Raw genomic sequence first — 25,643 nt, forward strand, 5'->3', positions numbered from 1 at the left:
GCCCGCCGACCCGGCACCCGGGCCCGGGCGCTCACGATTGCGGTCCTTCAGCCGGCAGCAGCATGCCTGACAGGCTCGGCGCTGCCGGTGGCGGTGGTGGCGGCGATTCCATCGGTGTGGACGGTGGGGGCGGCAGCGGCATCGCCGCGCCCGGAATCCGCGCCGGCGGCACCGCCCCCGGCGGTCCTACCGGATCACCCGGCAGGCCGGTATAGGCCGACACCTCGGGCGGGATCTCGGGTGGTCCGGGTTTCGGGCCTTCGCCGCCGGGCGCCAGCCGCGGTTCGGTGTAGAGGACCTTGGACGGATCCACGGACTTCTGCAGGAATGGGTTGATGGGAATCGGCGACTCATTGAAGTTGAGCACTCGCAATGCGGGACCCATAAACAAGGCGCACAGCTTGCCCGATTCGACCGCGGTGACGTTCTCGATGGCCCCGATTTGGGTGCAGCCCGGAACGGACAGCAGAAGCTGACCGCCCCACGTGGGGTTCGCGAAGTTCATCAGCCCGAACCCGCCCACGATGGTCCCGGTGTCGGCGTTGTAGTCGTTGAAGAAGTTGCCGAGCGCATTCGGGGAGGTGTGCAGGATGTTTTCCAGGGCCATGTGATTATCGACCAGGTTCTGTGTGACATCGGCCAACCTGGCAATCTGCTCGCTGGTCTGGTTGCGAGTTCCGGCGATGAATCGCTGCACCTCGCCGACCGCCGTCGACAGATCTGCCAGCGCCGCATCCAGGTCGGACTTGCTGTCGTTGACCACGTTGGTCAGCGTGGCCAGGCGGTCGTTGAACTGCACGATCTGGACGTTGCTGTCCCGCAGCGCGCCGACGAAGGTCTGCAGGCTTTTGATGATGTCGACGATGTTGCCGCTGCCGTTGGCAAGGATCCGGCCCACGCCTGACAATTGAGCAAGCGTTTGCCGCAGTTTGTCGCCGTTGCCGTCGAGAGCGTTGGCGGCGCTGTCGATGAACCGGCCCACGGACGTGCCCGATACGCCGCTCTTGGGTCCCAAATCCGTTGCCAGCCGCATTAACTGGGTTTTGACCTCGTCCCACTCGACCGGCACTGCGGTGCGTTCGACCGGTATGACCGCCCCATCGTGCATGACCGGCCCACTATCGCGATAGGCCGGTGAGAGCTGGACGTATCGGGCGGCCACCAGATTCGGAGCGACGATGACCGCCTTCGCGTTCGCCGGAATGGGCACGTCACGCTCGACCTCGAGGGTCATCTTGGCCTGTGTGCCCTGCGGCTGAATAGATTTGATGCTTCCGACTTTGACACCCGCCACCCGCACCTCGTCATTGGGGTAGATCGCGGTGGCGGTCGTGAAATATGCGGTGATCGTCCGTGGGCCGAAGAACGTATCGCGGACAAGCACGGCAGCGCCGGCAACGATGAGCCCCACCAGGACAACCGCCGCCACGGCCGTCAGCCGCTTGCGCTGAGTCGGGGGAATCCCAGAAATCATTGTGATCCGCCGATCCGTCCGCCCAACGTACAGCCGGGACACGCCGGAATAGCGTTGTACGGCCACGGTGTCAGCGACCGAGGCACCGGCGACGGGTAACCGGGACCGCGAGCCGTGTCGAAGGTGCGGAATCCCCAGAGATAGTCGAACAGCGGTTGGAAGAGTTGCGGCGCAAGGAAGTTCGGGACGAACGCCGAGTAGGCGTACATGCTGGAGATCCCCTCACCGACCGTGATCTCGAATTTTTTGAGACCATTCAACGATTTGGCGATGTTGTCGCGGTTCTTTTCCAGCATTGCAGTCACCGCATTGAGCCTCTCCAGCGTCGGTGCCAATGTGCTCTCGTTGTCGTGCACCAACGCCGTCAGCTGCTTGGCCACCGCCGACGTGTTGGCCAGCAGGTCCACGACCTCTTGTCGCCGCGCCACCAGGACTTGGAGCAGGGAGTCGGAGTTGAGGATGAGCTTGTTGACCTGCTGGCTGCGTTCGGAAAGAACGCCGGTGACGTCGCCCGCACTCTTGAAGAGGTCGCCCAGGTTCTTGTTACGACTGTTGAGGGTGCGTGATAACCGGCTGAGTGCGTCGAAGGCCGGCCCCATTTGGGGTGCAAGCTGATCGAGCGTCGCCGACAGCGTGTCCAACGACTGATTCAGGGCTGTGGTGTTGGTTCCCGCAGTGTCCGATGTGAAGTCGCTGACCGCTTCCGTCAACGAATAAGGCGAGGACGTCCGCGAGACAGGGATAAGAGCCATCGGATGTAGCGTGCCGCCGCCGGCCGACTCCAACGTCAGCATCCGCTCGCCCAGCAGCGAGCCGGTTCGGATATGCGCGGTGGTCTCCGACCCGAGCAGGACGTCGCCCTTCGTCTCGAACGTCACCAGAGCATCGCCGTGGCTCAGCGACACATCCGACACCGCGCCCACCTTCATTCCGGACACCGTGACGGGGTTGCCCACCGCAATGCCGCCGGCTTCCGTAAACAGCGCCTGGTACCTGACCATCGTCGCCCACGAAATGAACCGGTCGGGCGACAGGCCCACCAGGATGATCAGCACCGCCAGGACGACGCCGATGATTCCGGCCTTGACGAGCCCAGCTCCGCGATACTTGAGCATTAGGGTTCCGTGCACCTTCCCGCATCTGACCTGAAAATATTGGAGTGCACCGTCTTACCCTGCAGGTCCGTGCCGCGGAGCTCTAACTGGCAGAGGTAGTACGGGATGGTGGCTCCGGCAACGCCGAGCCGGACCAGCTTGCGGTAGTTCTTGGGCGCCTTCTGGATTGCGGTCTCGAGGCGGTCCTTGTCGCCGTCGAGTATCGGCGCCAGCCGATTCAACTGCGCTATGGTGCCGGACAGTGGCGGGCGCGCGCTGGCCAGCAGATCTGCCAGCGAGGCGGTTCCCTTGTCGAGCGCGTCAATCGCGGACCCGATGGTGTCGCGGTCGTTCGACAGCCCGCCGACTAGCTGGTCGAGGCGGTCGATCGCACCGGAGAACTTGGTGCCGTCCTTCGAAATCGTGCCGACCACGATGTTGAGGTTGTCGATCAGTTGCTGCACGGTTTGGTCGTTGTCAGCCAACGCGTCCGAAAACGAGGTCGTCTTGGCGAACAGCGACTCGAAAGTCCCGCCTTGCCCCTGGAAGACTTGCAGCAATCCCGAGGTCAGCGCGTTGACATCACGCGCATTCAGGCCCTGGGTAACGGGTTTCAGCCCGCCGAGCAGCAGATCGAGGTCGAGCGCCGGCGCGGTGCGGTTGATGGGAATCTGACCGCCGGCCGGCAGACGCTTGGTCGAGCCCGGACCATCGATGAGTTCGAGGTAGCGATCGCCAACCAGGTTGAGATAGCGGACCGCCGCCCGGGTGCCCTCGGTGAGGACCACGTTGCGGTCGGAGTCGAACTTCACCACGACCTTTTTGTCCGGCTGCAGCGAAACGCTGTCGACCGTGCCCACCCGGATCCCGGCGACCCGCACCGACTGCCCCGGCTTCAGGCGCGAGACGTCCGTGAACACCGCCGAATACCCGGTCGTCGAACCCGTCCGGTACTGGCCGAAGATGAAGAACAGGAAGGCGGTGAGGATCGCCATCACGACCGCAAAGATCGCGAACTTGATCAGGGTGCCGCGCGTTCTCATCCGGGTTGTCCGATCTGAGCGGGGTTGCGTGGTGGGCCGGCGATCGGCCCGTACAACAGCTGTTTGAGACCGTCGAAGTTGAGCAACAGCTGCGGGTTTCCGTACCCCACCGGGTCGGCGCCGATATCGGTGATCAACTGCGGCGGGTTCGTGTTGAACGGCAGCTTCGGCAGGCCCACGCACTGCGGGCCGCCCGTGGCCGCAACCTTCGGCAGGTTCGTCGGATACCGATAACGTTCGGAGCCCCAGGTCAGGCTTGCCGAGATGTTGATGCTCGGCTCCGACAATGGCGCACCGTGCCCGATCTGGATGAGCCCGCCGAAACTACAGGTGAGCGCCTCGTGATACTCATTGGTCAGATCCGTCGTCGGCACCAGCAGGTGTAGCACATTCGTCAGTGGTTCGCGGTTCGTCGACAACACGTCGTTGCCGATGTCGGCCAAGCCGATCGCGCTGATCAGCAACGCATCCAGGTTGTGCTGCTCATCGACGATCGTCTTACTGATCGTGGTTGCGTTGGCCGCGGTCTTCACCAGGTCCGGTGCCGCGTCGGCATAGGCGTTGGCCACCGCCGGTAAGACCGCGAGGTCATGCCTGAACGCGGGAAGGCTCGGCTCCAACCTGGACAGAAACGAATCCAGGTCGCTCAGGGATTGGCCGAGTTTCGGGCCTCGCCCACTGAACGCCTGTGCCAGCGCACCCAGTGACTCGTTGAGCTTCGGCGGGTCGATGTGGGACAGCACCGACACCAGTTGCTGGAACACCGTGTTGATTTCGACCATCACGTGCTGGCCCTGCAACGTCTGGCCAGCGTGTAGCCGCTGCACCGAGGGTTGGGCAGGTTCGACCAGCAGGACGGACTTCGCGCCGAACACCGTCGAGGACGCGATGTCGACCAACACGTTGCCGGGAATGAAGTGCAACTGCGACGGGTCCATCGCCAAGTGGATGGCCGCTTTGCCGTCGGGCAGCGGCTCGATCGAGGCAACCTTGCCCACCTGCACGCCGCGCATCTTGACCTTGGCCTCCGGGTTCATGACCAGGCCGGCGCGAGGTGACACCACGGTCACCGGCACGCTCGGTGTGAATTCACCTTGAAACAGGCCAATCGCAACGACGACGATCACTGCAACCATGACGACGGTCGCCAAACCCGCTAGCGGGCGCGCATACGATTGCGCCCCAAAGCTCCTGCCGGGTGAAGCCGCGACAGGCCCTGCGGAGGTAGCAGTTTCCGAACGGTCGATGGGGCCGGGCCCGAGGTGGTCCGTCACGTCAGGTCTCCTCTCCTACCCGGACAAGTTGAAGTTGCCGTTGGAGCCGTATATCGACAGGGAGACCAGCAGCGTCACGGATACGACCACGACCAGCGAGGTGCGCACTGCGTTACCGGTCGCTACGCCGACACCGGCCGGTCCGCCCGAGGCGAAGTAACCGAAATAGGTATGGATCAACAAGATGGTGAGCGCCATCAGCACGGCCTGCAGGAATGACCACAATAGGTCGATCGGGTTGAGGAACGTCGTGAAGTAGTGCTGATACAGCCCACCTGATTGGCCAAACATGACCACCGTGATGAATTGGCTGGCCATGAACGACAGGATGACCGCGATGGAATACAGCGGCGTCACCGCAAGCATTCCGGCGATGATCCGCGTGCTGACCAGATACGAAACCGGCCGGATGGCCATGGATTCCAGAGCGTCGATCTCTTCGCTGATCCGCATGGCACCCAGCTGCGCGGTCACGCCGGCGCCGAATGTGGCCGCCAAACCGATCCCCGCGACGATCGGCGCGGCAATCCGGACGTTGATGAAGGCCGATAGGAATCCGGTCAGCGCCTCTATGCCGATATTGCCGAGCGAGCTATAGCCTTGGACGGCCAGCACCCCACCCGCGGCGAGCGTCATGAAGCCGACGATTCCGAGTGTCCCACCAATCATCGCCAATGTCCCCGCACCCATGCTGATCTCGGCGACGAGACGGACGATTTCGCGCCGGTAGTGGGTAGCCGCGAACGGCACCGCCGCGAGCGCCCGGGCGTAGAACAGCGTGTGATCGCCGATCCGGCTCAACGTGCTGACGGGCTTCTCGAGTTGTCGCGTTAGACGCGGGTAGGTGGCGCGCAGGGTCATCACGGTCTGTCCTTAAACCTCCTTCGTAGCTACTTGGCCGAAAATCGGATGCCTATAGCGGTGACAACCACGTTGACGACCATCAGGGACATGAACGCATACACCACCGTCTCGTTGACGGCGTTGCCGACGGCCTTGGCGCCGCCGCCGCTGATCGTCAGCCCCCGATAACACGCGACCAATCCGGCGATCAGACCGAAAAGCGCTGCCTTGACGCAAGAAATGATCACCTCGGGCACACCGGTCAGCAAGGTGATGCCCGCAGCGAACGCACCGGGATTGACGTCCTGGACGAACACCGAGAAGACGTATCCGCCCACGATGCCGATGATGACGACCAGGCTGTTGAGCAGCAGGGCCACCAGTCCCGCGGCCAGCATGCGGGGGGTCACCAGGCGCTGGATCGGGTTGATGCCCAGCACCTCCATCGCGTCGATCTCCTCGCGGATCGTTCGCGACCCCAGGTCCGCGCACATCGCCGTGGCCCCGGCGCCGGCCACGATCAGCACCGTCACCATGGGGCCGACCTGGGTCACCGCGCCGAACGCGGCACCCGCACCGGAGAGGTCGGCGGCACCCAGTTCCCGCAACAGGATGTTGAGGGTGAAGCTGACCAGCACGGTGAACGGAATGGCCACCAGCAAGGTGGGCGCGATCGCGACGCGGGCGACAAACCACGACTGTTCCAAAAACTCTCGCCACTGGAAGGGCCGGCGGAACAAAAACCTGACCGCGTCGGCCGACATGGCGAACAGACCACCGATGGCCTCCATGGGCTTTGAGCCGCGCCCCAGCGAGATGCCCGCTGTCCAGCGCTCCGCGCCTCTACTCGCCATCGCTGCCACGCTCCTCCGGACTTGTGGTATCGGAACGAACCACGCTGTGCGCCAGACCGATCCGGGGCCGCCGGACGTGGCCGGCGGTTGCGGCTACAGCGTCGACCGTCCTCACGCCGGTCCTCCGTTCTGTTGCGTGAGTGGAAACTCCGAAACACGGGTGGCCGAACAAGCCCCCATGGCTTGAAGCGTCCGGCGATTATGACTCATGCGGCGTCCAGGCGGAACCCAAACCGCGCAACCGTTATCAGGCGGCCCGTATTCACAGAATCCGGGAAGTACCGCCACGTTCCAACGGATGTGGCGGTCGGCTCGAGCGTCGCTGGCACCGTTGGTCCTAGGTGACGGCGCCGGCCGTCTTGAGCTCGATGATGCGGTCCCAGTCGAGTCCGATTTCCATCAGGATCTCGTCGGTTTGCTCCGCGAATCCGGGCGCCGGCCCGCATTGCGGCGCGGTGACGTCAAACTGGACCGGGTTGGCGACGAGTTCGAGGTCGCCGGCGCGGACCATGTACTCGTTGGACCGGATCTGTGTGTCATCGGCGGCCTGCAGGGTGTCCTGCACCGGCGCCCACGGTCCCGCGAGCGTGGCGAAGCGCTCCCTCCACTCGGCCAGCGTCCGGCTCGCGATGGCCTTGGTCAAGATCTCGACCGCGTCCGCGGTGTTGCCGGCGATCTTCTCGTCGGTGGAGAACCGGGGATCGTCTGCCAGTTCCGGCAGGTCGACGTGGCGGCACACGTCGGCCCAGAACTTGGTCGGCTGCATCATCACCAAGGAGATGTAGCGGCCGTCGGACGTCGCGTAAACCCCCACCAACGGGTTGACCGGCGAGCCGTGCACACCGGGTGGCGGCGCCTCCAGTCGCTGCCCCAGGTGTGTCGTCAACGCCACCGTGTGTCCCATCGCCCATAGGCCGCTGCCCAGCAGCGAAACGTCGACGACCGACGGCTCGCCGGTGCGCTCCCGCTTGAGCAGCGCCGCGGCGATGCCACCGGCCAGGTTCGTGCCCGAGATCGTGTCGCCGTACGCGGGCCCGGGCGGCCCGATCATGCCCGGCGTCCCGGGCGGGGTGATGGTGGCCGCGGTCCCGGCCCGGCACCAGAAGGCGGTCATGTCATAACCGCCCTTCTCCGACTCCGCGCCGCGCGGGCCGAGCGCGCTGCCGCGCGCATAGATGATGTCGGGGTTGACCGCGCGGATGTCGTCGACGTCGATGCCGAACTTCTTGCGATGTCCCGGCAGGAAACTGGTCAGGAACACATCCGAGCGACGAACCAGCTCGTAGAGCACGTCCCTGCCCTCGGGTACCGACATGTCCAGCCCGATGCTGCGCTTGAGCCGGTTGGCGTGCTCGATGTTGGGATTCGGGTCGCCTTCGACGCGCAGCATGCCGGTCTGGCGCAGGCCGCGCTGCGGGTCACCGGTCACCGCGTGCTCGACCTTGATCACGTCGGCGCCCCATTCGGCCAGCACCGCGCCGGCCGACGGGACGAACCCGTACATGGCGACCTCCAGGACGCGGATGCCCTCCAGCGGCCTCACGCGTCACCCCCCATGACCGGGACGGCGAACGTCTTCGGTTCCAGGAACTCCTCGAGCCCGGCCACACCCATCTCGCGGCCCACGCCCGACTGCTTGAAGCCGCCGAACGGGCTGTCGGCGCCGAAGTAGTTGCCGCCGTTGATGGAGAACGATCCGGTCCGGATCCGGCGCGCCACCGCCAGCGCCCGGTCCTGGTCGCGACTGAACACCGCGCCCGCCAGCCCGTAGATCGAGTTGTTGGCGATGCGCACCGCGTCGTCGTCGTCGTCGAACGCGATCACGACGAGAACCGGTCCGAAGATCTCCTGCTGGGCGATCTCACTGTCGGGGTCGACGTCGGTCAGCAGGGTGGCCGCATAGAAGTAGCCGGGGTCCAGCCGCTTGCCGCCGGTGACCAGGGTGGCTCCCGCGGCGACGGCCCGCTGCACCATGGCGTCGACCTTGTCCCGCTGGCGCTCGCTGATCAGCGGCCCCATCAATGTCTTCGGGTCGGACGGATCGCCGTGGCGCACCTTGGCGAAGTTCTGCGCGATCATCTCGACGATCTCGTCGTGGTGGGATCTGGGCACCAACAGGCGAGACGTCAACGCGCAGCCCTGTCCCGCGTGGCTGACCATGCTGAACGCCGCGAACATGGCTGCGCCGCCGAAATCGGCGTCGTCGAGCATGATGACCGCCGACTTGCCTCCCAATTCCAGGAAGACGCGTTTGACCGTATCGCTGGCCGCGGCCATGATCTGCCGCCCGACGGGGGTCGACCCGGTGAAGGTGACGACGTCGACGTCGGGGCTGGTGGTCAGCGCGGCCCCGACGGCGGGATCCGACGAGCTGAGCACATTGACCACGCCGGCCGGGATGTCGGTGTGCTGGGCGATCACCTCGCCCAGGGCCAGCGTGACCAGCGGGGTGTCCGGCGCGCCCTTGAGCACGACGGTGCATCCGGCGGCGAGCGCCGGCGCCAGCTTGGCCAGCGCGAGTTGGTTCGGGTAGTTGTAGGCGATGATGGCGGCGACCACGCCGGCGGCCTCCTTCTCCACCCAGCGGTGATGGCGCATGCCGCGCGATTCCCGCTCGCCGAGGTCTTCGGAGAATTGATAGGTGCGCAGCAGGTCGGCGTAGAAACGCACGATGTTGATCGGCTCGTCGAGCTGGGCGCCGTGGGTGAGCGCGACGGTGGCGCCGACTTCGGCGATCGTCAGCTCGCGCAACTCCTCGGCGTGGTCGCGCAGCGCCTGGTGCAGCTGATCGAGGCAGCGGATCCGGAATTCGACATCGGTCGACCAGTTCGCGGCGTCGAACGCCCGCCGGGCGGCCGCGACGGCGGCTTCGGCTTCGGCGATGCCGGCATCAGGAGCGTGCCCGATGACGGCGCCCGTGGCGGGATTGATCGACGGGAACGTCGTGCCGGCGGTGACCAGCCGGCCGTCGATCAAGAGCCGGCGGTCGGCCAACGACTCGGGCGCGGCATCCGCAACTGCTTGCGCGGTGTCCTGCGCTGGCATTCGTACCCCCTATTGTGGTGCCGGTCACGAAAACTTGGTTCTCTTACCGGGCGAATCTTACATTCGCGTCTCGAGAATTCAAGAAAATCGCGCGAACGATATCGGCCCGCTGACCAGCGGCGCATTCGCCGCCACGGCGGCTCACCGCGCCCCTTGGCGCAGGCCGGGGATGGTTTCGCGGCAATCTTGCACGCCGATCCGCCGTGAGAGTAAGGTTCTCATAATTGTAAGGGAGATTCTTTGTGACTGAGATGGCCACGTTTGCAGCGGGGACTCGTCCGGCGATGGGCACATGAAGACCGCAGTGGTAACCGGTGGCGGGTCCGGCATCGGTCTGGCCGTGGCGAACCGCCTGCGCGCCGACGGTCTCGACGTCGCCACGATCGACCTCAATCCGTCCGACGCCGAGTTCGCTTTCACCGCCGACGTCACCGACCGCTCGCAGGTGGACGCCGCCCTCTCGGCGATCCGCGCGCAGATGGGCCCCGTGACGGTGCTGGTCAACGCGGCGGGCCTGGACGGCTTCAAGCGGTTCAGCAACCTCACGTTCGAGGAATGGCAGCGTGTCATCGACGTCAACCTCAACGGCGTCTTCCACATGATCCAGGCGGTGCTGCCCGACATGGTCGAGGCCGGATGGGGACGCATCGTCAACATCTCCTCGTCGAGCACGCATTCCGGGGTCCCCTACATGAGCCACTACGTGGCGGCCAAGTCCGCCGTCAACGGGCTGACCAAGTCGCTGGCGCTCGAGTACGGGCCCAGCGGCATCACGGTCAACGCCGTCCCGCCGGGGTTCATCGACACCCCGATGTTGCGCAGTGCCGAGAAGAACGGGTTCCTCGGCGACATCGAGCAGAACATCGCGCGCACCCCAGTGCGCCGGATGGGCAAGCCGGAGGACATCGCGGCCGCATGCGCCTTCCTGGTGTCCGAGGAGGCCGGCTACATCACCGGCCAGATCCTCGGCGTCAACGGCGGCCGCAATACCTGACACCCGGCAAGCAACTGGAGGGACAAAACGGTGGGAGACGGCGCAGTGGGACGCGTCAGCGGGAAGGTCGCCTTCGTCACCGGCGCGGCGCGGGGCCAGGGCCGCAGCCACGCGGTGCGGCTGGCCGAGGAAGGCGCCGACATCATCGCCGTCGACCTGTGCGCGAACCTGGACAGCATCGGTTACCCCTTGGCCGCCCCCGAGGATCTCGACGAGACCGCCCGGCTCATCGAGAAGACGGGCCAGTCGGTGGTGACCGCCCGGGCCGACGTGCGCGACGTCGGCCAGTTGCGCGCCGCGCTGGACAACGGACTCGCCGAATTCGACAAGCTCGACATCGTGGTGGCCCAGGCCGGTGTCGCCGGCATGAAGGGGCAGCCACCGCTGCAGGCGTGGTGCGACGTGATCAACACCAACCTGATCGGCACCATCAACGCCATTCAGGTCGCGCTGCCGCACCTGGGTTCCGGGGCCTCGATCATCGCGACCGGATCGACCGCCGCGCTGATGGACACCGCCAAGAAGGACAACCCGGGCACCGACCCCGGAGGCATGGCCTACATCCACTCCAAGCGCGGGATCGCGCACTACGTGCACGACCTCGCGACGGAGTTGGCGCCGTTGGGGATCCGGGCCAACGCCATCCACCCGACGAACACCAACACGCCGATGCTGCAGAGCGAGCCGATGTACCGCTCGTTCCGGCCGGACCTGGGACACCCGACGCGGGCGGACGCGGAGCCGGTGTTCGGTGTGCAGCAGGCGATGAAGATTCCCTATGTCGAGCCGGAGGACATCAGCAATGCCGTGCTGTGGCTGGCCTCCGACGAGGCCCGCTACGTCACCGGTATGCAGTTGCGCGTCGACGCCGGCGGCTACCTCAAGTGGTACGACTATCGCCACTGAACCGCGGCACCCCGAGCCGCATGACTGACCGCCACGACTTGTGAGGAGACACCGTTGAAAGTCTGGGTTGATCCAGAACGCTGCCAGGGCCACACCCTGTGCTCGATGATCGCTCCGGAGTCCTTCCAGCTCAGCGACATCGACGGCAGTTCGTCGGCGATCGACGAACTGGTGCCGGCCGAGCGGCAGGCCAAGGTCCGCGAGGCCGCGCAATCGTGTCCCGAGCAGGCGATCATCATCACGGACGAAACCTCAAGGGAGACAGGGCGTTGAGCATCGACGACGTCGTGCGCGACAGCGACCGTAAAAAGCCCCGGTTCCACTTCGAGCGGCATTCCCCGGAGTACCGCTCGAAGTTCAAGCAGATCACCGAGGAAATGCACGCCAAGTGCCCGATGGCGTGGAGCGACACCTACGGTGGGCACTGGGTCGCGGCGGGCAGCCACGAGGTGTTCGAGCTCGCCCGCTGTCCCGCGGTGTCCAACGACCACGACATCCACAACGAACGCCGCGGCTACAAGGGCATTTCGATCCCCACCGCCAGCCGCATCAACCAGGTGCGCGGCGGCATCCTGGAGATGGACAACCCCGAGCACCACATCTACCGCAGCGTGCTCAATCCCTACCTGTCACCGGCCGCGGTCAAGCGCTGGGAGCCGTTCGTCGATGACGTGACGCGCGCCTGCCTCGACGACAAGATCGAGGTCGGCACCATCGACTTCGTCGACGACCTGGCCAACGTCGTGCCCGCCGTGCTGACGCTGGCGATGATGGGCATCCCGCTGAAGAACTGGAAGATGTACAGCGAGCCCACCCACGCCGCGGTGTACACCCCCGAACACTCCCCCGACATCCAGCGGGTCACCGAGATGCACCGCCAGATGGGGATCGACCTGGTCAACAACATGATCGAGATCCGCAACAATCCGCGGCCGGGGCTGGTCAACGCCCTGCTCGAAATGCGGATCGACGGCGAGCCCGCCCCCGATCTGGAGATCCTCGGCAATCTCGGGTTGATCATCGGCGGCGGCTTCGACACCACGACGGCGCTGACCGCCCATTCGCTGGAATGGCTGTCGGAGCATCCCGCCGAGCGCAAGCTGCTCAGCCGGGAACGCGACACCCTGCTGGACCCGGCGACCGAGGAGTTCTTGCGCTACTTCACCCCGGCACCCGGTGACGGCAGGACCTTCTCCGACGACGTCGAACTCGATGGAACGCAGTTCAAAGAGGGTGAGCGGCTATGGCTTTCGTGGGCCATGGCCAACCGTGACCCCGCGGTGTTCCACAGCCCGGACGAGATCGTCCTCGACCGCAAAGGCAACCGGCATTTCAGCTTCGGGCTCGGTGTGCATCGGTGCGCCGGATCGAATGTGGCGCGCACCGTGTTCAAGTCCATGCTGACCGCGGTGCTCGACCGCATGCCCGACTACCGCTGCGACCCCGAGGGCACCGTCCACTACGAGACCATCGGCGTCATCCAGGGCATGCGCACGCTGCCGGCGACCTTCACGCCGAGTCGGCGGGTCGGCGCGGGGCTCGACGAGACACTGGACAAGTTGCAACGCATCTGCGACGAGCAGGAGCTCGCCCGCCCGATCACCGAGCGCAAGGAAGCCGCCGTTATCGACTGAGCCCCTCGCGGTCCACCGGCAAGGTGCTCACCTGAAAGCCGGCCGTTGACCTGCGCAGTTTTTGCGAGTAGGCCTGTTCAGCGTGACCGCGCCTTATATTTGGGGCAATCGCGTGTGTAGAGATTGGAGACGCATCGGTGAAGATTTTCGCGGCGAGCCTCGCGCTTGCCACGGCCGCGCTAACTGTCACACCGACCGCCCACGCGGACATGATCATTGGCAACTACAGGTTGGACACAAACCGCGATCCCGGCCACAGCTGGATTTGGTCGATTAACCCGTGCACCCCGAATGTGCCGGGATGCCTGAACGTGTTCGCAACTCCGCAGCCCAACGGGCAAGCGGCGCCCTGGAGGGCAGACGCACACCTGTCGAGCGGCCGCTACACCATGGCCGTTGACGTGCCCGACGGTGTGCGCTGTGTGGTCCAGTTCTTTCCCTCGCATGACGTTTACTCGTGGGATGCAGCGACGCTGGCGGGTCAGGTCGACTCAACATTCGACACGGGCTGCGGTGGCGGACCGGGGGGCACCGACAGTTACCCGTTCTCCCTCGTGCGATGGTAGCCGCGTGAGACGTACAGGAGTCGTCGATCATGAGGGCGACGGGCGGTAAGCACATGGCTGAAGCAAGGGAACAGCCGCAAGATTCGGCCGCATCGAACGCCGACACGATGGCCTTGATCGCGGAAGCTGAGGCAGAAGCCGCCGAAGCCGAAGCACTCGCGGCCGCAGCGCGTGCCCGCGCCCGTGCCGCCCGGCTCCGGCGCGAAGCGCAGGCCCAAGCTGAGAAAGGGGCTGAGGCTGAGCAGGCGGCCATCGAACAGCTCGCGGGCAAGGTCGCCGCAGCCAGCGATGAAGGATCTCCGGATGCCGACGAGAGTGCAACCGGCACCGTCGAGGCGAAGGCCGACGATGACGTCACCGCGGCCGCCGAGGCCACCCACGCCGACGAAACGGACAGCCAGGCAGAAGTCTCCGACGCAACCCCTGAAGACGCGGAGTCGGAATCCGAGCCGGCCCGCTCCCGGCGACGCGTGTGGTTGCCACCGTTGTCCGTGGCGTGGAAAGCAGCCGTCATCATCCTCATCTGCGCCTTCACCGCGGCCAGCGCCTACATGGTGTGGGAACGTCATGAGACCACCGAGCGCAACGCGCGAGTCGCGAACTTCCTCGCGGGGGCCCGGCAAGGTGTCATCAACATGACCTCCTTGGACTTCAATAAGGCCAAGGAGGATGTCCAGCGGGTGATCGACAGCTCCACCGGCCAGTTCAGGGACGACTTCCAGCAGCGCGCAAAAGATTTCATCACCGTCGTTGAGCAGTCCAAAGTGGTCACCCAGGGGACTGTGAATGCGGCGGCCGTGCAATCCATGGACGCGAATTCCGCGTTGGTACTCGTCGCGGCGACGTCGCGGATCACCAACGCCGCGGGCGCCAAAGACGAACCACGCAACTGGCGGCTCAAAGTGACAGTCACAAACGACGCTGGGCAATACAAGATGTCCAAAGTGGAGTTCGTTCCATGAGCGGCGACAACCACGGTATGGACGCCGCCGACGACTCCTCCGAACAAGCCGAACGCGGTCTGCATAACGAGCCGCGAACCCGGCGCAAGGTGAAAGTCGTTCCCGTTATTTTGATCTTGCTCCTGCTGGTTTCCGGTGGCGCGATGGCGTGGCTGTACTTCAAGCAGTACCAGCCTGATAGGCAAACCGACGCCGGCGTCGCGAGCGCGGTCATCGACGCGGCATCGGAAGGCACGGTCGCGTTGCTGTCCTACTCGCCCGATTCACTCGACAAGGATTTCGCCGCGGCAAAGTCGCACCTCTCTGGAGATTTCCTCTCCTACTACAACCAGTTCACCGAGGAGATCGTCGCTCCGGCAGCCAAACAAAAATCGCTGAAAACCAACGCTCGGGTGTTGGGAGCCGCCGTCTCGGAATTACATCCAGATTCGGCCGTCGTGCTGGTGCTGGTCGACCAGACCACCACGAGCAAAGACAAGCCCGATCCCGCGATCGCCGCCAGTAGCGTGCTGGTGAGCTTGAACCGCGTCAACGGCAACTGGCTGATCACCAAATTCGACCCGGTCTGAAAACCATGCAAATGTCATTGAGGCGAATGGCAATCCGGAGATGGCGTCGGGTGCGGCGCTAGCCCCTCGGCAGGCCCAGCACGCGCTGGGCGATGATGTTGCGCTGGATCTCCGAGGTGCCCCCGGCGATCGTCCCGGAGAAGCTGCGGGCGTAGCGCTCGAACCAGCTGGCGAAATAGTGGTCGAGGTTCATGTGCGCATAAGGCCCGCTCTGTCCGGGGTGGACTAGCCCGTCGGATCCGGCGGAGGTCAGCGCGATCTCCATCGCACGCAACTCGGCCTCGGACCCGAGCAGCTTGAGCACCGAGATCGCCGCCGTGTCGTCCTCGCCGCGGGCGGCCCCGGCCAGCGCGACCGAACCCAGCAGGCGCAGGGCATGTCTGTCCATGATCGTGGTGGCGTACTGGTCGCGCTCGACCTCGGTGGCCGGACGGAAGTCGGCGATCATGTTCTCGAGGCGGTCGGCGAAGCCCAGCCACATCATCGTGCGCTCGTGCCCCAGTGAGCCGTTGGCCACCCGCCAACCCTCGTTGAGGGCCCCGACGAGGTTCTCCGCCGGCACCCGCGCGTCGGTGAAGAACACCTCGTTGAAGTCCAGGTCGTCGGCGGAGCAGATGGACGGGAACGGCCGTCGCACGACGCCCGGGGTGTCGGTCGGGATCACCAGGGCGCTGATGCCCTTGTGTTTGGGTGCATCGGGGTTGGTCCGCACGAAGGTCAGCAACACGTCGGCGTCGTGGGCCCCGGAGGTCCACACCTTCTGGCCGTTGACCACGAAGTGGTCGCCGTCGAGGACGGCGCGGGTGCGCAGCGACGCCAGGTCGGATCCGGCGCTGGGCTCGCTCATGCCCAGCGACGCGGTGATCTCGGCTCGCAGGATCGGAACCGCCCAGCGGCGCTTCTGCTCATCGCTGCCGAACGACAACAGCGACGCCGCAACGATGTTCACGCCCTGCGGGTTGAAGCTGTGGTAGATCCGCCGGCGACTGAGTTCTTCGAGGTAGACGAACTGCTGCACGACCGTGGCGTTGCGGCCCCCGAACTCCGGGGGTTGGGCGGGCAACAACCAGCCGTTGTCGAAGAGCAGCCGCTGCCAACGGCGCGCCCACTGGGGCATATGGGAGACCGACCGCGGACGCTCGAGCGCTTCGCTTGCGGCAGGCAGGTTTTCGTCGAGGAAGGCCGCAAATTCCGCCCGGAACGCCTCGACGTCGGGATCAAAAGTCAGCTGCACGGTATTCCTCCGCGATCCGCGCGCGATGTTCGGCGGCCCCGCCGAGCATCAACTCCCCCGCCTTGGCCCGCTTCAGCGCGAACTGCAGGTCGTTCTCCCAGGTGAACCCCATGGCGCCGAAAAGCTGTAGGCCGTGCCGGAACACGAGCGACTGGCACTCTCCCGCCGACGCCTTGGCCATCGCGGCCGCCAGCCGGCGCCGCGGGTCGTCCGCCGCGATCGTCAACGCCGCGAAGTACGCCAGCGCGCGGGCCCGTTGCACCGCGACGTGCATGTCGGCCGCCTTGTGCTGGACGGCCTGGAACGAACCGATCGGCACACCGAACTGGTGCCGGTTGCGGACGTGGTCGAGGACCAGATCCAGGATGCGCTGGCACGCTCCCACCATCGTGACCGCCATGCCCGCCAGCGCCACGTGGTGTGCCCGCTCGGCGTCGACGGCGAGCCGGGCATCGTCGGGCACCCGCACTCCGCAAAACGACAGATCGGCGACGTGCAGCACCGGGTCGAACACCGCCGAGCGGCGGGCCGACACCTGACTGGTCTCGGTGAGGAACACCCCGGCGTCGGTGACCACCGCGAGCCGTTCGACGCGATCCCCGTCGAGGACGTGGCGCGCCGTGCCGTCCAGCACCCAGCCGTCGGCTTCGCGGTGCGCCGTCACCCCGGCGTAGACGGCGCTGCCCGACTCGTGCGGGTCGAAGCGCTCGGCCGCCAACGGAGCGTACTGGCTCATCGTCGCCAGGAACGGCGTCGGGTCGGTCGCGTGCCCCAACTCCTCGAGCACGATGGCCAACTCCACCATGCTGTCGGGCTCGCTCAGTTCGGTCCAGCCCTGGTCCACGTGGGACTTCCACAGCGGGCCGGGGTCCACGCCGTCCTCGGCGACGCTGCGGACCAGGGAGGGAGGGCACTGCTTGGCGAGCGCGTCGCGCACCGTGCTCTGCCACAGCCGTTGATCGGCATCGAACTCCAACAGCATCCGGCCGCCTCCTGTCGTCACCGCCACCGCGAGAATAGCATTCTCTCATACGGAAGTAGTGATCTCGGAAACTGGCTATGGGGTGCCCGGCAGCACGGACGAACGTCGAGGCCGGGGGCGGATACCTGCCCCCGGCCTCGACGCGGGCGGCACCACGGCCGCCCCTGGCTCACCGCGTCTAGCTCTTCCAGACGAGTTGGTCGTTGGCGTCTATAGGGGTGAACATGACGCTGTTGGGCTTTGCTCCGCCGTTGACCCCGAAGTACAACTTCCCGCTCCGGCTCTGCCCCGCGGGGATTTCGCCGGCCGGAAGGCCGTCGGGATTGTTGCCGAGCACCGCCGAGTAGTTCGCGCCGTTGGGGCCCACGGCATGGAAATCGCCGATGTGCGGGGTGACGGAGCCCTTGACGGTCTTGATGGTGGCGTCGGCTTCCCAGACCCCGTCGTTGTGGCCGCTGGGCTTCAGGTTGGCCACGGTCACGTCGGCGACGTCAGCGCCGTTGTTCGAGCTGGCCTCCTCCATCGTGCCGAATGGCTTGGCCGGGGCGGCGGACGCCGACGTCGCCGTGAAGATGGCCGCCGCGGCGAGTCCGGCACCGGCCGCAGCTGTCTTGATAGTCGCTTGGAATGTCACGTTGGACTCCTTCTCATCTGTCGTGCTCGTGTGCGTTTGTCTGTCGATGGTGATGTCGCGACGGCCAAGTGCTCGACCGCAACGGTCCACACTCAGGCTTCCCACCATTTCGGGAGCTGAAAAGTCCTCGAGCGAGATTTGTCGCTTCCTCAGGCGCACCGGGCATTTCACCGCGACGGCGGACGAAGGCGGCGGCCGTTGCCGGGCATGGGCTTGACCGAGGGCGAGGAACGCCCTCGGCCAAATGGGACCGCAGCCGGCTACACCGTCGCCCTAGCCCTTCCAGATGAGCTGGTCCGCGTTGTTCCCGGTGCTGTACACGACGCTGTCCGGCTGGGTGCCTCCGTTGACGGCGAAGTACAGCTTGCCACTTCGCGTGCCGCCCGGGGCGATGGGCTGGTTGGTCAGGCCGTCGGGGTTGCGTCCTTCGACCGCAGTGTATTTCGCGCCGTTGCCCGCCTGGGCGTTGAAGTCGCCGATGATCGGGGTGACGGTGCCCTTGGCGGCCTTGACCGTCACGTCGACCACCCACACGCCGTCGTTGTTGCCGCTGGGCCTCAGGTTGCTCACGGTGTAGTCGGCAACCTCGTCGCCGCCGGCACCGGTGATCTCTTCCATCGTACCGAATTTGCCGGTCTGGGCTGCCGCCGGTGTCGCCGCGAAGACAGCCGCCACCGCCAGTCCGGCCGCACCGATCGCGGTCTTGACAGGAGCGGAGAACATCACGTTAAACTCCCCTTTCATTGCGTTGCTTCGCATTTCGATTCGTAACGCCATGGTGGCGCCAGTGCGACCACCACAGTCAACAGTGGGAAGTACCCACTGCGTACCGTGCCAAACGGTTCGCGCGCAACTTCCCGCGACTTGGTTTTCCCAGCGCAGCGGCGTAGTCGGGGCGGGAGAGAACGCTCAGGACGGCGAGCGAAGTGCGGCCACGACGGCGCCGGCGGGATCATCCCGGTGGTCGAGGCGCGCGGCCTCGGCGAGCGGCGGGCGCCGCAGGCGCGGGCGCGGGCGCGGGCGGCGGCCGTTGCCACCACGGCCCGCAGCTCCGGTGACCGGCGCGCGGTGAAGCGCCGGATCGTCCGGGCGTCGACATCACCTCCCCGACATCACCGCTCGTATCCCTCACGCGCGCTTGCTCTCCCGAGAGTTTGCCTGCGGCACTTCTCTTTGCCGGCAACCTGATTCGACGAACCTCGACGCCGCACCGCACAATGACCGGGAGTCGGGCGACCCAGCCCGGCACGAAGGAGAAGAGCAGTGGATCGCCAAACATATCAACGCGGACTCGAAATACGCTCCGCCGTGCTGGGCGCGGCGTACGTCGACCGCGCGATGGCCGAGGCGGACGACTTCAGCCGCCCGCTGCAAGACCTCGTCACCGAATACTGCTGGGGCGCGGTGTGGGGTCGCGAGGGCCTGCCGCGCAATACCCGCAGCATGCTGAACCTCGCAATGATCGCCGCCCTCAACCGGCCCAACGAGCTGCGCACGCACGTCAAGGCCGCACTGACCAACGGCGTCACCCGCGACGAGATCCGGGAGGTCTTCCTACAGGTCGCCGTCTACGCCGGCGTACCCGCCGCGGTCGACAGCTTCCGCGTCGCGCGCGAAGCGTTCGCCGAAGCCGACGCCAAGCCCGAGGACCCATGCTGATCCAGATCGGGTTCATCGGCTTGGGGCACATGGGATTTCCCATGGCGCGCCACCTTCTTCAGGCACGGCACCACGTCATCGCCTTCGACACGCACGGCGCGGCGCTGGAGCGCATCGTGGCACAGGGAGCCCGGCCTGCCGCCGAACGCGACGAAGGACCCGACGCCGACTTCACCACGGTGATCAAACCGCTGGAGAAAGTGGCCGGCGTCACCGTCGGCCCGGCCCCCCGCTAGCAGCAGCACCGGGCGGCGAAGCAACCGCACCAGAACACACGCCGTCCTCCGAAGACCGCGGAGAATGCTATTATCCATATTGAAGAACGACGCTTACCGATGCGACGCCAAAATGTCCAGCCACCAGGCCCGATGATTAACCGAAACGCTTACCGGAAACGGATTGATCGACCCCCGACGAGAATGTTAGCTTATCTATCATATGGGCGAGTCCGACTCGCTTTGGCTACCGAAGCCCGAGGATGGCTTTCGTGATCGAACACGCTGACGGAACCCGCACGCCGTTGATCGACGCCAGCGTGCACATCTTCTTCCCGTCCAACAAGGACTTGCGGGCCGTGCTGCGCGAGCCGTTCAAGAGCCGCGGTTTCCCCGACTACGAGATGGACTGGTACGGGGCGCCGGGCGGTGAGTACGCGCCGAACGCCGAGGGGCCGGACGGCCAGTATCCGGGTTCGGATCCCGAATTCGTTGGCCACGAGCTCTTTGCGAAGCGCGGCGTCGATGTGGCGGTGCTGCACCCGATGGGGCGCGGCATCATGCCCGACCGGCACCTGGGCAGCGCGTTACATGCCGCACACAACGAGATGATGGTGTCGCGCTGGCTCGACAACGACAGGTTCGGTGAGCGGTTCCGCGGCACCATCCGGGTGAACCCCGACGACATCGCCGGTGCGCTGCGCGAGATCGAGAGGTGGCGTGACCACCCGCGCGTCGTCCAGATCGGGGTTCCGCTGCAGTCCCGCGAGCTCTACGGCAAGCCGCAGTTCTGGCCGCTGTGGGAAGCCGCGGTCGAGGCGAACCTTCCCGTTGCGGTCCACATCGAGGTCGGCTCGGGCATCGCGTCGCCACCCACGCCGTCCGGGAACACCCGCACCTACGAGCAGTACGTCGGCTTCATGGCGCTGAACTACCTCTACCACCAGATGAACATGATCGCCGAAGGTGTGTTCGAACGTTTCGCCGGCCTGAAGTTCGTCTGGGCCGACGGCGCCGCGGACTTCCTGACGCCGTTCATCTGGCGGATGGACTGCTTCGGCCGGCCGCACCTGGAACAGACGCCCTGGGCCCCGCGAATCCCCAGCGACTACCTGGCCGATCACGTGTATTTCGTGCAGGGCAGCCTCGACGGCCCGCCTCGCGACGCCGAGTTCGCCGGCGAATGGTTCGGCTTCACCGGCAAGGACGACATGGTGATGTTCGGCTCGAGCTATCCGCACTGGCAGTGCGCCGACGTCAGGAAGCTGCCCGCGGCGCTGTCGGCCGAGCAGCGCGAGAAGCTGTGCTGGCGCAACGCGGCCGGCCTGTACGGGATAGACATCGCCGTCGGATCGGGCGCACAGTAGAGCACGACAAGGGAAACGGAGGAGTGTCGAGATGACGCTGACCCATATGCACGAACGGGTTCCCGCCGCCGAGCGCATAGCCGTCCGGTGCGTCGACTCGGATGTCCACCCGACGCCCAAGCGCGGGGAACTGCTTCCCTACATCCCCGAGCCGTGGCGCAGCAAGTACTTCCTCACCCGCAAGGTGGGTGAGCAGATCTACTACGACGCCCCCGACTACGCGCACAGCTATGCGATGCGCGTGGACACCTTCCCGCCTGACGGCGAGTTCCCCTGCAGCGACCCGGATATGGCGTTTCGCCAGCTGATCATGGAGGCGGGCTCCGACATCGCGATCCTGGAACCCGCCGCCTACCCGGCGCGCCTGCCCGAAGCCCAGCACGCGATGGCGTGCGCCCTGAACGGCTGGCAGGCCAACCACTGGCTGGACAGCCACAACAACTGGCACGAGCGGTGGCGCGGCTCGATCTGTGCCGCCATCGAGGAACCGGACGCGAGCGTGCGCGAGATCGAGCGCTGGGCGGGGCACCCCTACATGGCGCAGATCCTGATCAAGGCCGAGCCGCGGCCGTCCTGGGGCCACCCGAAATACGACCCGATCTGGGCGGCGGCCACCAAGCACGACATCACGGTCAGCTGCCATTTGTCGCGCAGCCACTTCGACGAGTTGCCGACGCCGCCGGTGGGCTATCCCAGCTACAACCACGACTTCATGGTCACCTACTCGCTGCTGGCCGCCAATCAGGTCATGAGCCTGATCTTCGACGGCGTCTTCGACCGATTCCCGACGCTGCGGATCGTGTTCGTCGAGCACGCGTTCACCTGGATCCTGCCGCTGATGTGGCGCATGGACGCCATCTACGAGGCCCGCAAGTCCTGGATGGACATCAAGCGCAAGCCGTCCGAATACGTCAAGGACCACATCAAGTTCACCACCCAGCCGCTGGACTACCCGGAGGACAAGACCGAGTTGACCCGCGCCCTGGAGTGGATGGAGTGCGACAAGATCCTGCTCTACTCCTCGGACTATCCGCACTGGACGTTCGACGACCCGCGCTGGCTGGTCAAACACCTGCCCAAGGCGGCCCGCGAAGCGGTGATGTTCAAGAACGGCATCGCGACATATCACCTCCCCGAGACGGTTCCGGTGCTCGAGGGTCAGGTCCGGGTGTTCTGAGTTGACAGAAGAACTCGCCGAGCGGCCCCAGCAGCGTCTGGCTCAGGGCCGCGAGCACGTCGTCGCGACGGTGGCCGAGATCCCGCCCGGCACCCATAAGCTGGTCCCCATCGGCCGGCACGGGGTCGGGGTCTACAACGTCAACGGCACCTTCTACGCGATCGCGAACTACTGCCCGCACCAGGGCGGTCCGCTGTGCTCGGGCCGCGCCCGCGGCCGCACCGTCGTGGACGAGACCGCCGCCGGCGACGCGGTCATGGTCCGGGACCTGGAGTACATCTATTGCCCCTGGCACCAATGGGGTTTCGAGCTGGCGACCGGCACGACAGCGGTCAAGCCTGAGTGGAGCATCCGCACCTACCCGGTGCGGGTGGTCGGCGACGACGTTCTGGTGATGGCGTGACACTACAGGAGAGTCTGTGTCTTCTATCGAAGTAAACGGGGGCAATGTAGTCTACGAAATCCTCGGGGACACAGGTGATCTCATCGCCATGACGCCTGGTGGCCGGTTCAGCAAGGAAATCCCGGGGCTGCGCCCGCTGGCCGAGGCACTCGTCGCCGGCGGGTACCGGGTGCTGCTGTGGGACCGGCCGAATTGCGGCGCATCCGACGTGCAGTTCTACGGGCAGAGCGAGTCGCATATGCGTGCCGAGACGCTGCACAGCCTGTTGCAGGGCATCGGCGTCGAGCGCTGCATCCTCGCCGGGGGCTCCGGCGGCGCAAGGGATTCCATCCTCACGACGATGCTCTACCCTGAGCTGGTCTCCAAGCTCGTGGTGTGGAACATCGTCGGCGGCATTTACGGCACCTTCGTGCTGGGGTCCTACTACATCGTGCCGAGCATCCTCGCCGTGCGGGGTACCGGCATGGACGGCGTGGTGAAGGTGCCGGAATGGCGGGAGCGGATCGAGGAGAACCCCGACAACAAACAGCGGTTCCTCGACTTCGACTCCGGCGAGTTCCTCAAGGTGATGTTGCGCTGGCTGAACGCGTTCGTGTCCAAGCCCGGCCAGACCATTCCCGGCGTCGAGGACGAAATGTTCGACCGGATCAAGGCCCCCACGTTGGTCATCCGCGGTGGCGAGAACGACATGGATCACCCGAAGCGGACGTCGCTGGAGGTCAGCTGCCTGATCAAGGGATCCAAGCTCATCGACCCGCCCTGGCCCGAGGACGCCTGGGAACGCGCCTCCGAGGACCGCGCGGCGGGCCGGGTGCAGCACTTCAACATGTTCGACACCTGGGTGCAGGCCGCCCCCCCGATCCTGGAATTCCTGGGCTCCTGATGCGTTCACACGGTGCGGATGTGAACCTCGCAGTTCAGCGACGCCTCGAGCGCGGTGTGGATCCGGCTTTCCGGGATGCTGTCGAGGTCGGCCTCGCGCAGCGTCACGTGGACGATGTCGAAGCCGTCGTCGCCGGGCGTGCGAACGATGTCGCCGGTCAGACCGAACGCGGAGAGCACACCGTGCGCGTCGTCGTCGGTGCCCCTGCTGACGTAGGTGACCACCCCGGGGGCCGGAATGGTGCCGAACGCCCTGGCGCACAGGCCGATTGCCTGCTCGGTGAGGGAATCCACGTCGTCGCCGGCGATGAGCAGCTCCACCTCCCGGCGGCCCGGCGGCATGGCCGCGAGATTGTTGTCGATGACGTCGGCACCCAGTTCGCGGGCGAGCCCGAGGAGCGCCGCCATGCCCTGGTCTAGTTGTGCGCGAGTCAGCAGACCCGGCGGGTCGACATTGACGCGCACCACGGCAGTTCGCATGTGCTCGAGGTTAGCCCGGCCCGGGACGTTGGGAGTCAGCTGATGGAAACCAGCGCCGCGCCGGCGATCACGGTCACCGCCTGGCCCGGGTGTCCGCCGCGGCTGCTCGGCGACGAGCCCGGCCGCGCGCGTGAGGCTTACGCCACGTACCGGGCGCGCGGCGGCTATCAAGCGCTTGCGGCCCCCGACGAGCTGCTCGACGAAGTCGAGCGCAGCGGCCTGCAGGGCCGTGGCGGTGCGGCCTTCCCGCTCGCGGTGAAGCTGCGCGCGGTGCGCGACAACGGGCGCGCCCGCCGGGGCGCCGTCGTGGTCGCCAACGGCGAGGAGGGCGAGCCGGCGTCGATCAAGGACCGCTGGTTGCTGCGGCACCGGCCGCACCTGGTGCTCGACGGGCTGCGGCTTGCCGCGGCGATGGTGGGCACCAGCCGCTCCCACGTCTACGTCTCCGACCCGGAATCCGCGCGCAGCGTCGAAACCGCCCTGACCGAACTGGAACCCGGCGCGCTGGGGGACCTCACGGTCGAGTTGTGGGACGTCGAGCCGACCTACATCTCCGGCGAGGAGACCGCGGTCACCCGCTTCATCAACGGCGGCCCGGCCAAGCCGACGGACAAGCCGCCACGTCCGTTCGAAGCCGGCGTCGGGGGGCGGCCCACCCTGGTCAGCAATGTCGAGACCCTGGCCAACCTGCCCCACCTGCAGCGCCGCGGCGCGGCGGAGTTCCGCTCGCTGGGCACCTCGTCGTCACCCGGAACCTTCCTGGCGACGCTGTCCGGCGGGGGCCGGCAGCCCGGCCTCTACGAGATCCCGTACGGCCTGCCGTTCGCCGAACTCCTCGCCCTGCACGGCGTTTCGCCCGAGCGGGTGCGGGGCGCGCTGCTGGGCGGTTACTTCGCCGGGCTGCTCAACCGCGGCGTGCTGGACGCCACCCTGGATCACGAGACGCTGCGCGGCCTCGGCAGCGGCCTGGGGTGCGGGGCGATCACGGTGCTCACCGACGACTGCCCGGTCGCGGTCGCCGCGTCGGTGCTGACCTACTTCGACCGCGAGAACGCCGGGCAGTGCGGCTCGTGCTTCAACGGCACCGCGGCGATGGCCGCGGTCACCGGCGCGCTGCGGGACGGCGCCGCCACCGCCGAAGACCTCGGCCGGCTGCAACGCTGGTCGGTGACGCTGCGCGGCCGCGGTGCCTGCGCCACGCTGGACGCTGCGACCAACGTGGCGGCGAGCCTGCTCGCCCAATTTCCGGACGAGGTCGCCCGCCATCTCGACAACGCCTGCGAGGCATGCGGTCTCGACCCGTTCCGGGCCGAACGGCCCTACGAGGTCGAGGCGGTGATCCCGGCATGACC

Annotated in this window: 27 protein-coding genes; 14 read left to right on the forward strand and 13 right to left on the reverse strand. The window is 66.3% G+C overall.

Going from position 1 to position 25,643, the window contains the following annotated elements; genetic code table 11:
- Positions 1-31 precede the first annotated feature (31 nt).
- From ACJ512_RS25165 to ACJ512_RS25200, 8 genes are all read right to left on the reverse strand, one after another.
- A complete protein-coding gene (locus ACJ512_RS25165; RefSeq protein ID WP_407689375.1) occupies positions 32-1,474 on the reverse strand; it encodes an MCE family protein in 1,443 nt (480 codons plus the stop codon).
- On the reverse strand, positions 1,471-2,589 hold the full coding sequence (locus ACJ512_RS25170; RefSeq protein ID WP_461479878.1) for an MCE family protein: 1,119 nt from the start codon (positions 2,587-2,589) through the stop codon (positions 1,471-1,473). The genes ACJ512_RS25165 and ACJ512_RS25170 overlap by 4 nt, the downstream gene beginning before the upstream one ends.
- A complete protein-coding gene (locus tag ACJ512_RS25175) occupies positions 2,589-3,611 on the reverse strand; it encodes an MCE family protein (RefSeq protein ID WP_407687473.1) in 1,023 nt (340 codons plus the stop codon). The genes ACJ512_RS25170 and ACJ512_RS25175 overlap by 1 nt, the downstream gene beginning before the upstream one ends.
- Positions 3,608-4,747 carry an MCE family protein gene (locus tag ACJ512_RS25180; protein WP_407687507.1) on the reverse strand — a complete coding sequence of 380 codons (1,140 nt, stop codon included), beginning with the start codon at positions 4,745-4,747 and terminating at the stop codon, positions 3,608-3,610. Before ACJ512_RS25180 ends, ACJ512_RS25175 begins: the two co-directional genes overlap by 4 nt.
- 153 nt (positions 4,748-4,900) lie before the next feature.
- Positions 4,901-5,746 carry an MlaE family ABC transporter permease gene (locus ACJ512_RS25185; RefSeq protein ID WP_407687474.1) on the reverse strand — a complete coding sequence of 282 codons (846 nt, stop codon included), beginning with the start codon at positions 5,744-5,746 and terminating at the stop codon, positions 4,901-4,903.
- A 29-nt stretch (positions 5,747-5,775) separates the two neighbouring features.
- Positions 5,776-6,582, reverse strand: coding sequence for an MlaE family ABC transporter permease (locus ACJ512_RS25190; protein WP_407687475.1), 807 nt, complete (start codon positions 6,580-6,582; stop codon positions 5,776-5,778).
- A gap of 337 nt (positions 6,583-6,919) precedes the next feature.
- A complete protein-coding gene (locus ACJ512_RS25195) occupies positions 6,920-8,125 on the reverse strand; it encodes a CaiB/BaiF CoA transferase family protein (RefSeq protein ID WP_407687476.1) in 1,206 nt (401 codons plus the stop codon).
- Positions 8,122-9,627, reverse strand: coding sequence for an aldehyde dehydrogenase family protein (locus tag ACJ512_RS25200; RefSeq protein ID WP_407687477.1), 1,506 nt, complete (start codon positions 9,625-9,627; stop codon positions 8,122-8,124). The genes ACJ512_RS25195 and ACJ512_RS25200 overlap by 4 nt, the downstream gene beginning before the upstream one ends.
- Positions 9,628-9,919: 292 nt before the next feature.
- On the opposite strand from ACJ512_RS25200, the gene ACJ512_RS25205 reads away from it, so the two are divergent.
- From ACJ512_RS25205 to ACJ512_RS25235, 7 genes are all read left to right on the forward strand, one after another.
- Positions 9,920-10,621 carry an SDR family NAD(P)-dependent oxidoreductase gene (locus ACJ512_RS25205; RefSeq protein ID WP_407687478.1) on the forward strand — a complete coding sequence of 234 codons (702 nt, stop codon included), beginning with the start codon at positions 9,920-9,922 and terminating at the stop codon, positions 10,619-10,621.
- A gap of 45 nt (positions 10,622-10,666) precedes the next feature.
- A complete protein-coding gene (locus tag ACJ512_RS25210) occupies positions 10,667-11,527 on the forward strand; it encodes a mycofactocin-coupled SDR family oxidoreductase (RefSeq protein WP_407687508.1) in 861 nt (286 codons plus the stop codon).
- Positions 11,528-11,581: 54 nt separating this feature from the next.
- Positions 11,582-11,800, forward strand: coding sequence for a ferredoxin (locus ACJ512_RS25215; protein WP_407687479.1), 219 nt, complete (start codon positions 11,582-11,584; stop codon positions 11,798-11,800).
- Positions 11,797-13,161 carry a cytochrome P450 gene (locus ACJ512_RS25220; protein ID WP_407687480.1) on the forward strand — a complete coding sequence of 455 codons (1,365 nt, stop codon included), beginning with the start codon at positions 11,797-11,799 and terminating at the stop codon, positions 13,159-13,161. Before ACJ512_RS25215 ends, ACJ512_RS25220 begins: the two co-directional genes overlap by 4 nt.
- A gap of 122 nt (positions 13,162-13,283) precedes the next feature.
- A complete protein-coding gene (locus tag ACJ512_RS25225) occupies positions 13,284-13,727 on the forward strand; it encodes a hypothetical protein (RefSeq protein WP_407687509.1) in 444 nt (147 codons plus the stop codon).
- Between the two features lie 53 nt (positions 13,728-13,780).
- Positions 13,781-14,689, forward strand: a complete 909-nt coding sequence (locus tag ACJ512_RS25230) for a prolipoprotein diacylglyceryl transferase (RefSeq protein ID WP_407687481.1) — start codon at positions 13,781-13,783, stop codon at positions 14,687-14,689.
- Positions 14,686-15,258, forward strand: coding sequence for a hypothetical protein (locus tag ACJ512_RS25235; RefSeq protein WP_407687482.1), 573 nt, complete (start codon positions 14,686-14,688; stop codon positions 15,256-15,258). Before ACJ512_RS25230 ends, ACJ512_RS25235 begins: the two co-directional genes overlap by 4 nt.
- 58 nt (positions 15,259-15,316) lie before the next feature.
- Here the strand turns inward: ACJ512_RS25235 and ACJ512_RS25240 are convergent, their stop codons facing one another.
- The 4 genes from ACJ512_RS25240 to ACJ512_RS25255 all read right to left on the reverse strand — a co-directional run bounded on the left by ACJ512_RS25240 (position 15,317) and on the right by ACJ512_RS25255 (position 18,831).
- A complete protein-coding gene (locus ACJ512_RS25240; RefSeq protein ID WP_407687483.1) occupies positions 15,317-16,492 on the reverse strand; it encodes an acyl-CoA dehydrogenase family protein in 1,176 nt (391 codons plus the stop codon).
- Positions 16,476-17,474, reverse strand: coding sequence for an acyl-CoA dehydrogenase family protein (locus ACJ512_RS25245; protein WP_407687484.1), 999 nt, complete (start codon positions 17,472-17,474; stop codon positions 16,476-16,478). Before ACJ512_RS25245 ends, ACJ512_RS25240 begins: the two co-directional genes overlap by 17 nt.
- Before the next feature lie 178 nt (positions 17,475-17,652).
- The gene (locus tag ACJ512_RS25250) at positions 17,653-18,108 is read right to left on the reverse strand and encodes a DUF1942 domain-containing protein (RefSeq protein ID WP_407687485.1); all 456 of its coding nucleotides are present in this window, start codon (positions 18,106-18,108) and stop codon (positions 17,653-17,655) included.
- A 273-nt stretch (positions 18,109-18,381) separates the two neighbouring features.
- Positions 18,382-18,831 (reverse strand): DUF1942 domain-containing protein, encoded by a 450-nt coding sequence (locus ACJ512_RS25255; RefSeq protein WP_461479879.1) that lies wholly within the window; start codon positions 18,829-18,831, stop codon positions 18,382-18,384.
- Positions 18,832-19,371: 540 nt separating this feature from the next.
- Between ACJ512_RS25255 and pcaC the strand changes: the two genes are divergently transcribed.
- From pcaC to ACJ512_RS25285, 6 genes are all read left to right on the forward strand, one after another.
- Positions 19,372-19,767 carry a 4-carboxymuconolactone decarboxylase gene (gene pcaC, locus ACJ512_RS25260; RefSeq protein WP_407687487.1) on the forward strand — a complete coding sequence of 132 codons (396 nt, stop codon included), beginning with the start codon at positions 19,372-19,374 and terminating at the stop codon, positions 19,765-19,767.
- Complete coding sequence (locus ACJ512_RS25265) at positions 19,761-20,003, forward strand: NAD(P)-binding domain-containing protein (protein ID WP_407687488.1); 243 nt, start codon at positions 19,761-19,763, stop codon at positions 20,001-20,003. Before pcaC ends, ACJ512_RS25265 begins: the two co-directional genes overlap by 7 nt.
- Before the next feature lie 251 nt (positions 20,004-20,254).
- A complete protein-coding gene (locus tag ACJ512_RS25270; RefSeq protein WP_407687489.1) occupies positions 20,255-21,349 on the forward strand; it encodes an amidohydrolase family protein in 1,095 nt (364 codons plus the stop codon).
- 31 nt (positions 21,350-21,380) lie between these two features.
- Entirely contained in the window at positions 21,381-22,526 is a 1,146-nt protein-coding gene (locus tag ACJ512_RS25275; RefSeq protein ID WP_407687490.1) for an amidohydrolase family protein, read from the forward strand.
- 1 nt (position 22,527) lies between these two features.
- Positions 22,528-22,929, forward strand: coding sequence for a Rieske (2Fe-2S) protein (locus ACJ512_RS25280; RefSeq protein ID WP_407687491.1), 402 nt, complete (start codon positions 22,528-22,530; stop codon positions 22,927-22,929).
- 16 nt (positions 22,930-22,945) lie between these two features.
- Positions 22,946-23,812: an alpha/beta fold hydrolase gene (locus tag ACJ512_RS25285; RefSeq protein ID WP_407687492.1), complete on the forward strand. Its 867-nt coding sequence runs from the start codon at positions 22,946-22,948 to the stop codon at positions 23,810-23,812.
- Positions 23,813-23,817: 5 nt separating this feature from the next.
- Here the strand turns inward: ACJ512_RS25285 and ACJ512_RS25290 are convergent, their stop codons facing one another.
- The gene (locus ACJ512_RS25290; protein WP_407687493.1) at positions 23,818-24,291 is read right to left on the reverse strand and encodes a hypothetical protein; all 474 of its coding nucleotides are present in this window, start codon (positions 24,289-24,291) and stop codon (positions 23,818-23,820) included.
- A 42-nt stretch (positions 24,292-24,333) separates the two neighbouring features.
- Here ACJ512_RS25290 and ACJ512_RS25295 point away from each other — a divergent pair, with 42 nt between their 5' ends.
- Complete coding sequence (locus ACJ512_RS25295; protein WP_407687494.1) at positions 24,334-25,641, forward strand: NADH-ubiquinone oxidoreductase-F iron-sulfur binding region domain-containing protein; 1,308 nt, start codon at positions 24,334-24,336, stop codon at positions 25,639-25,641.
- The last annotated feature ends 2 nt before the right edge of the window (positions 25,642-25,643 follow it).

The organism is Mycobacterium cajalii, from assembly GCF_045809005.2.
GTDB lineage: Bacteria > Actinomycetota > Actinomycetes > Mycobacteriales > Mycobacteriaceae > Mycobacterium.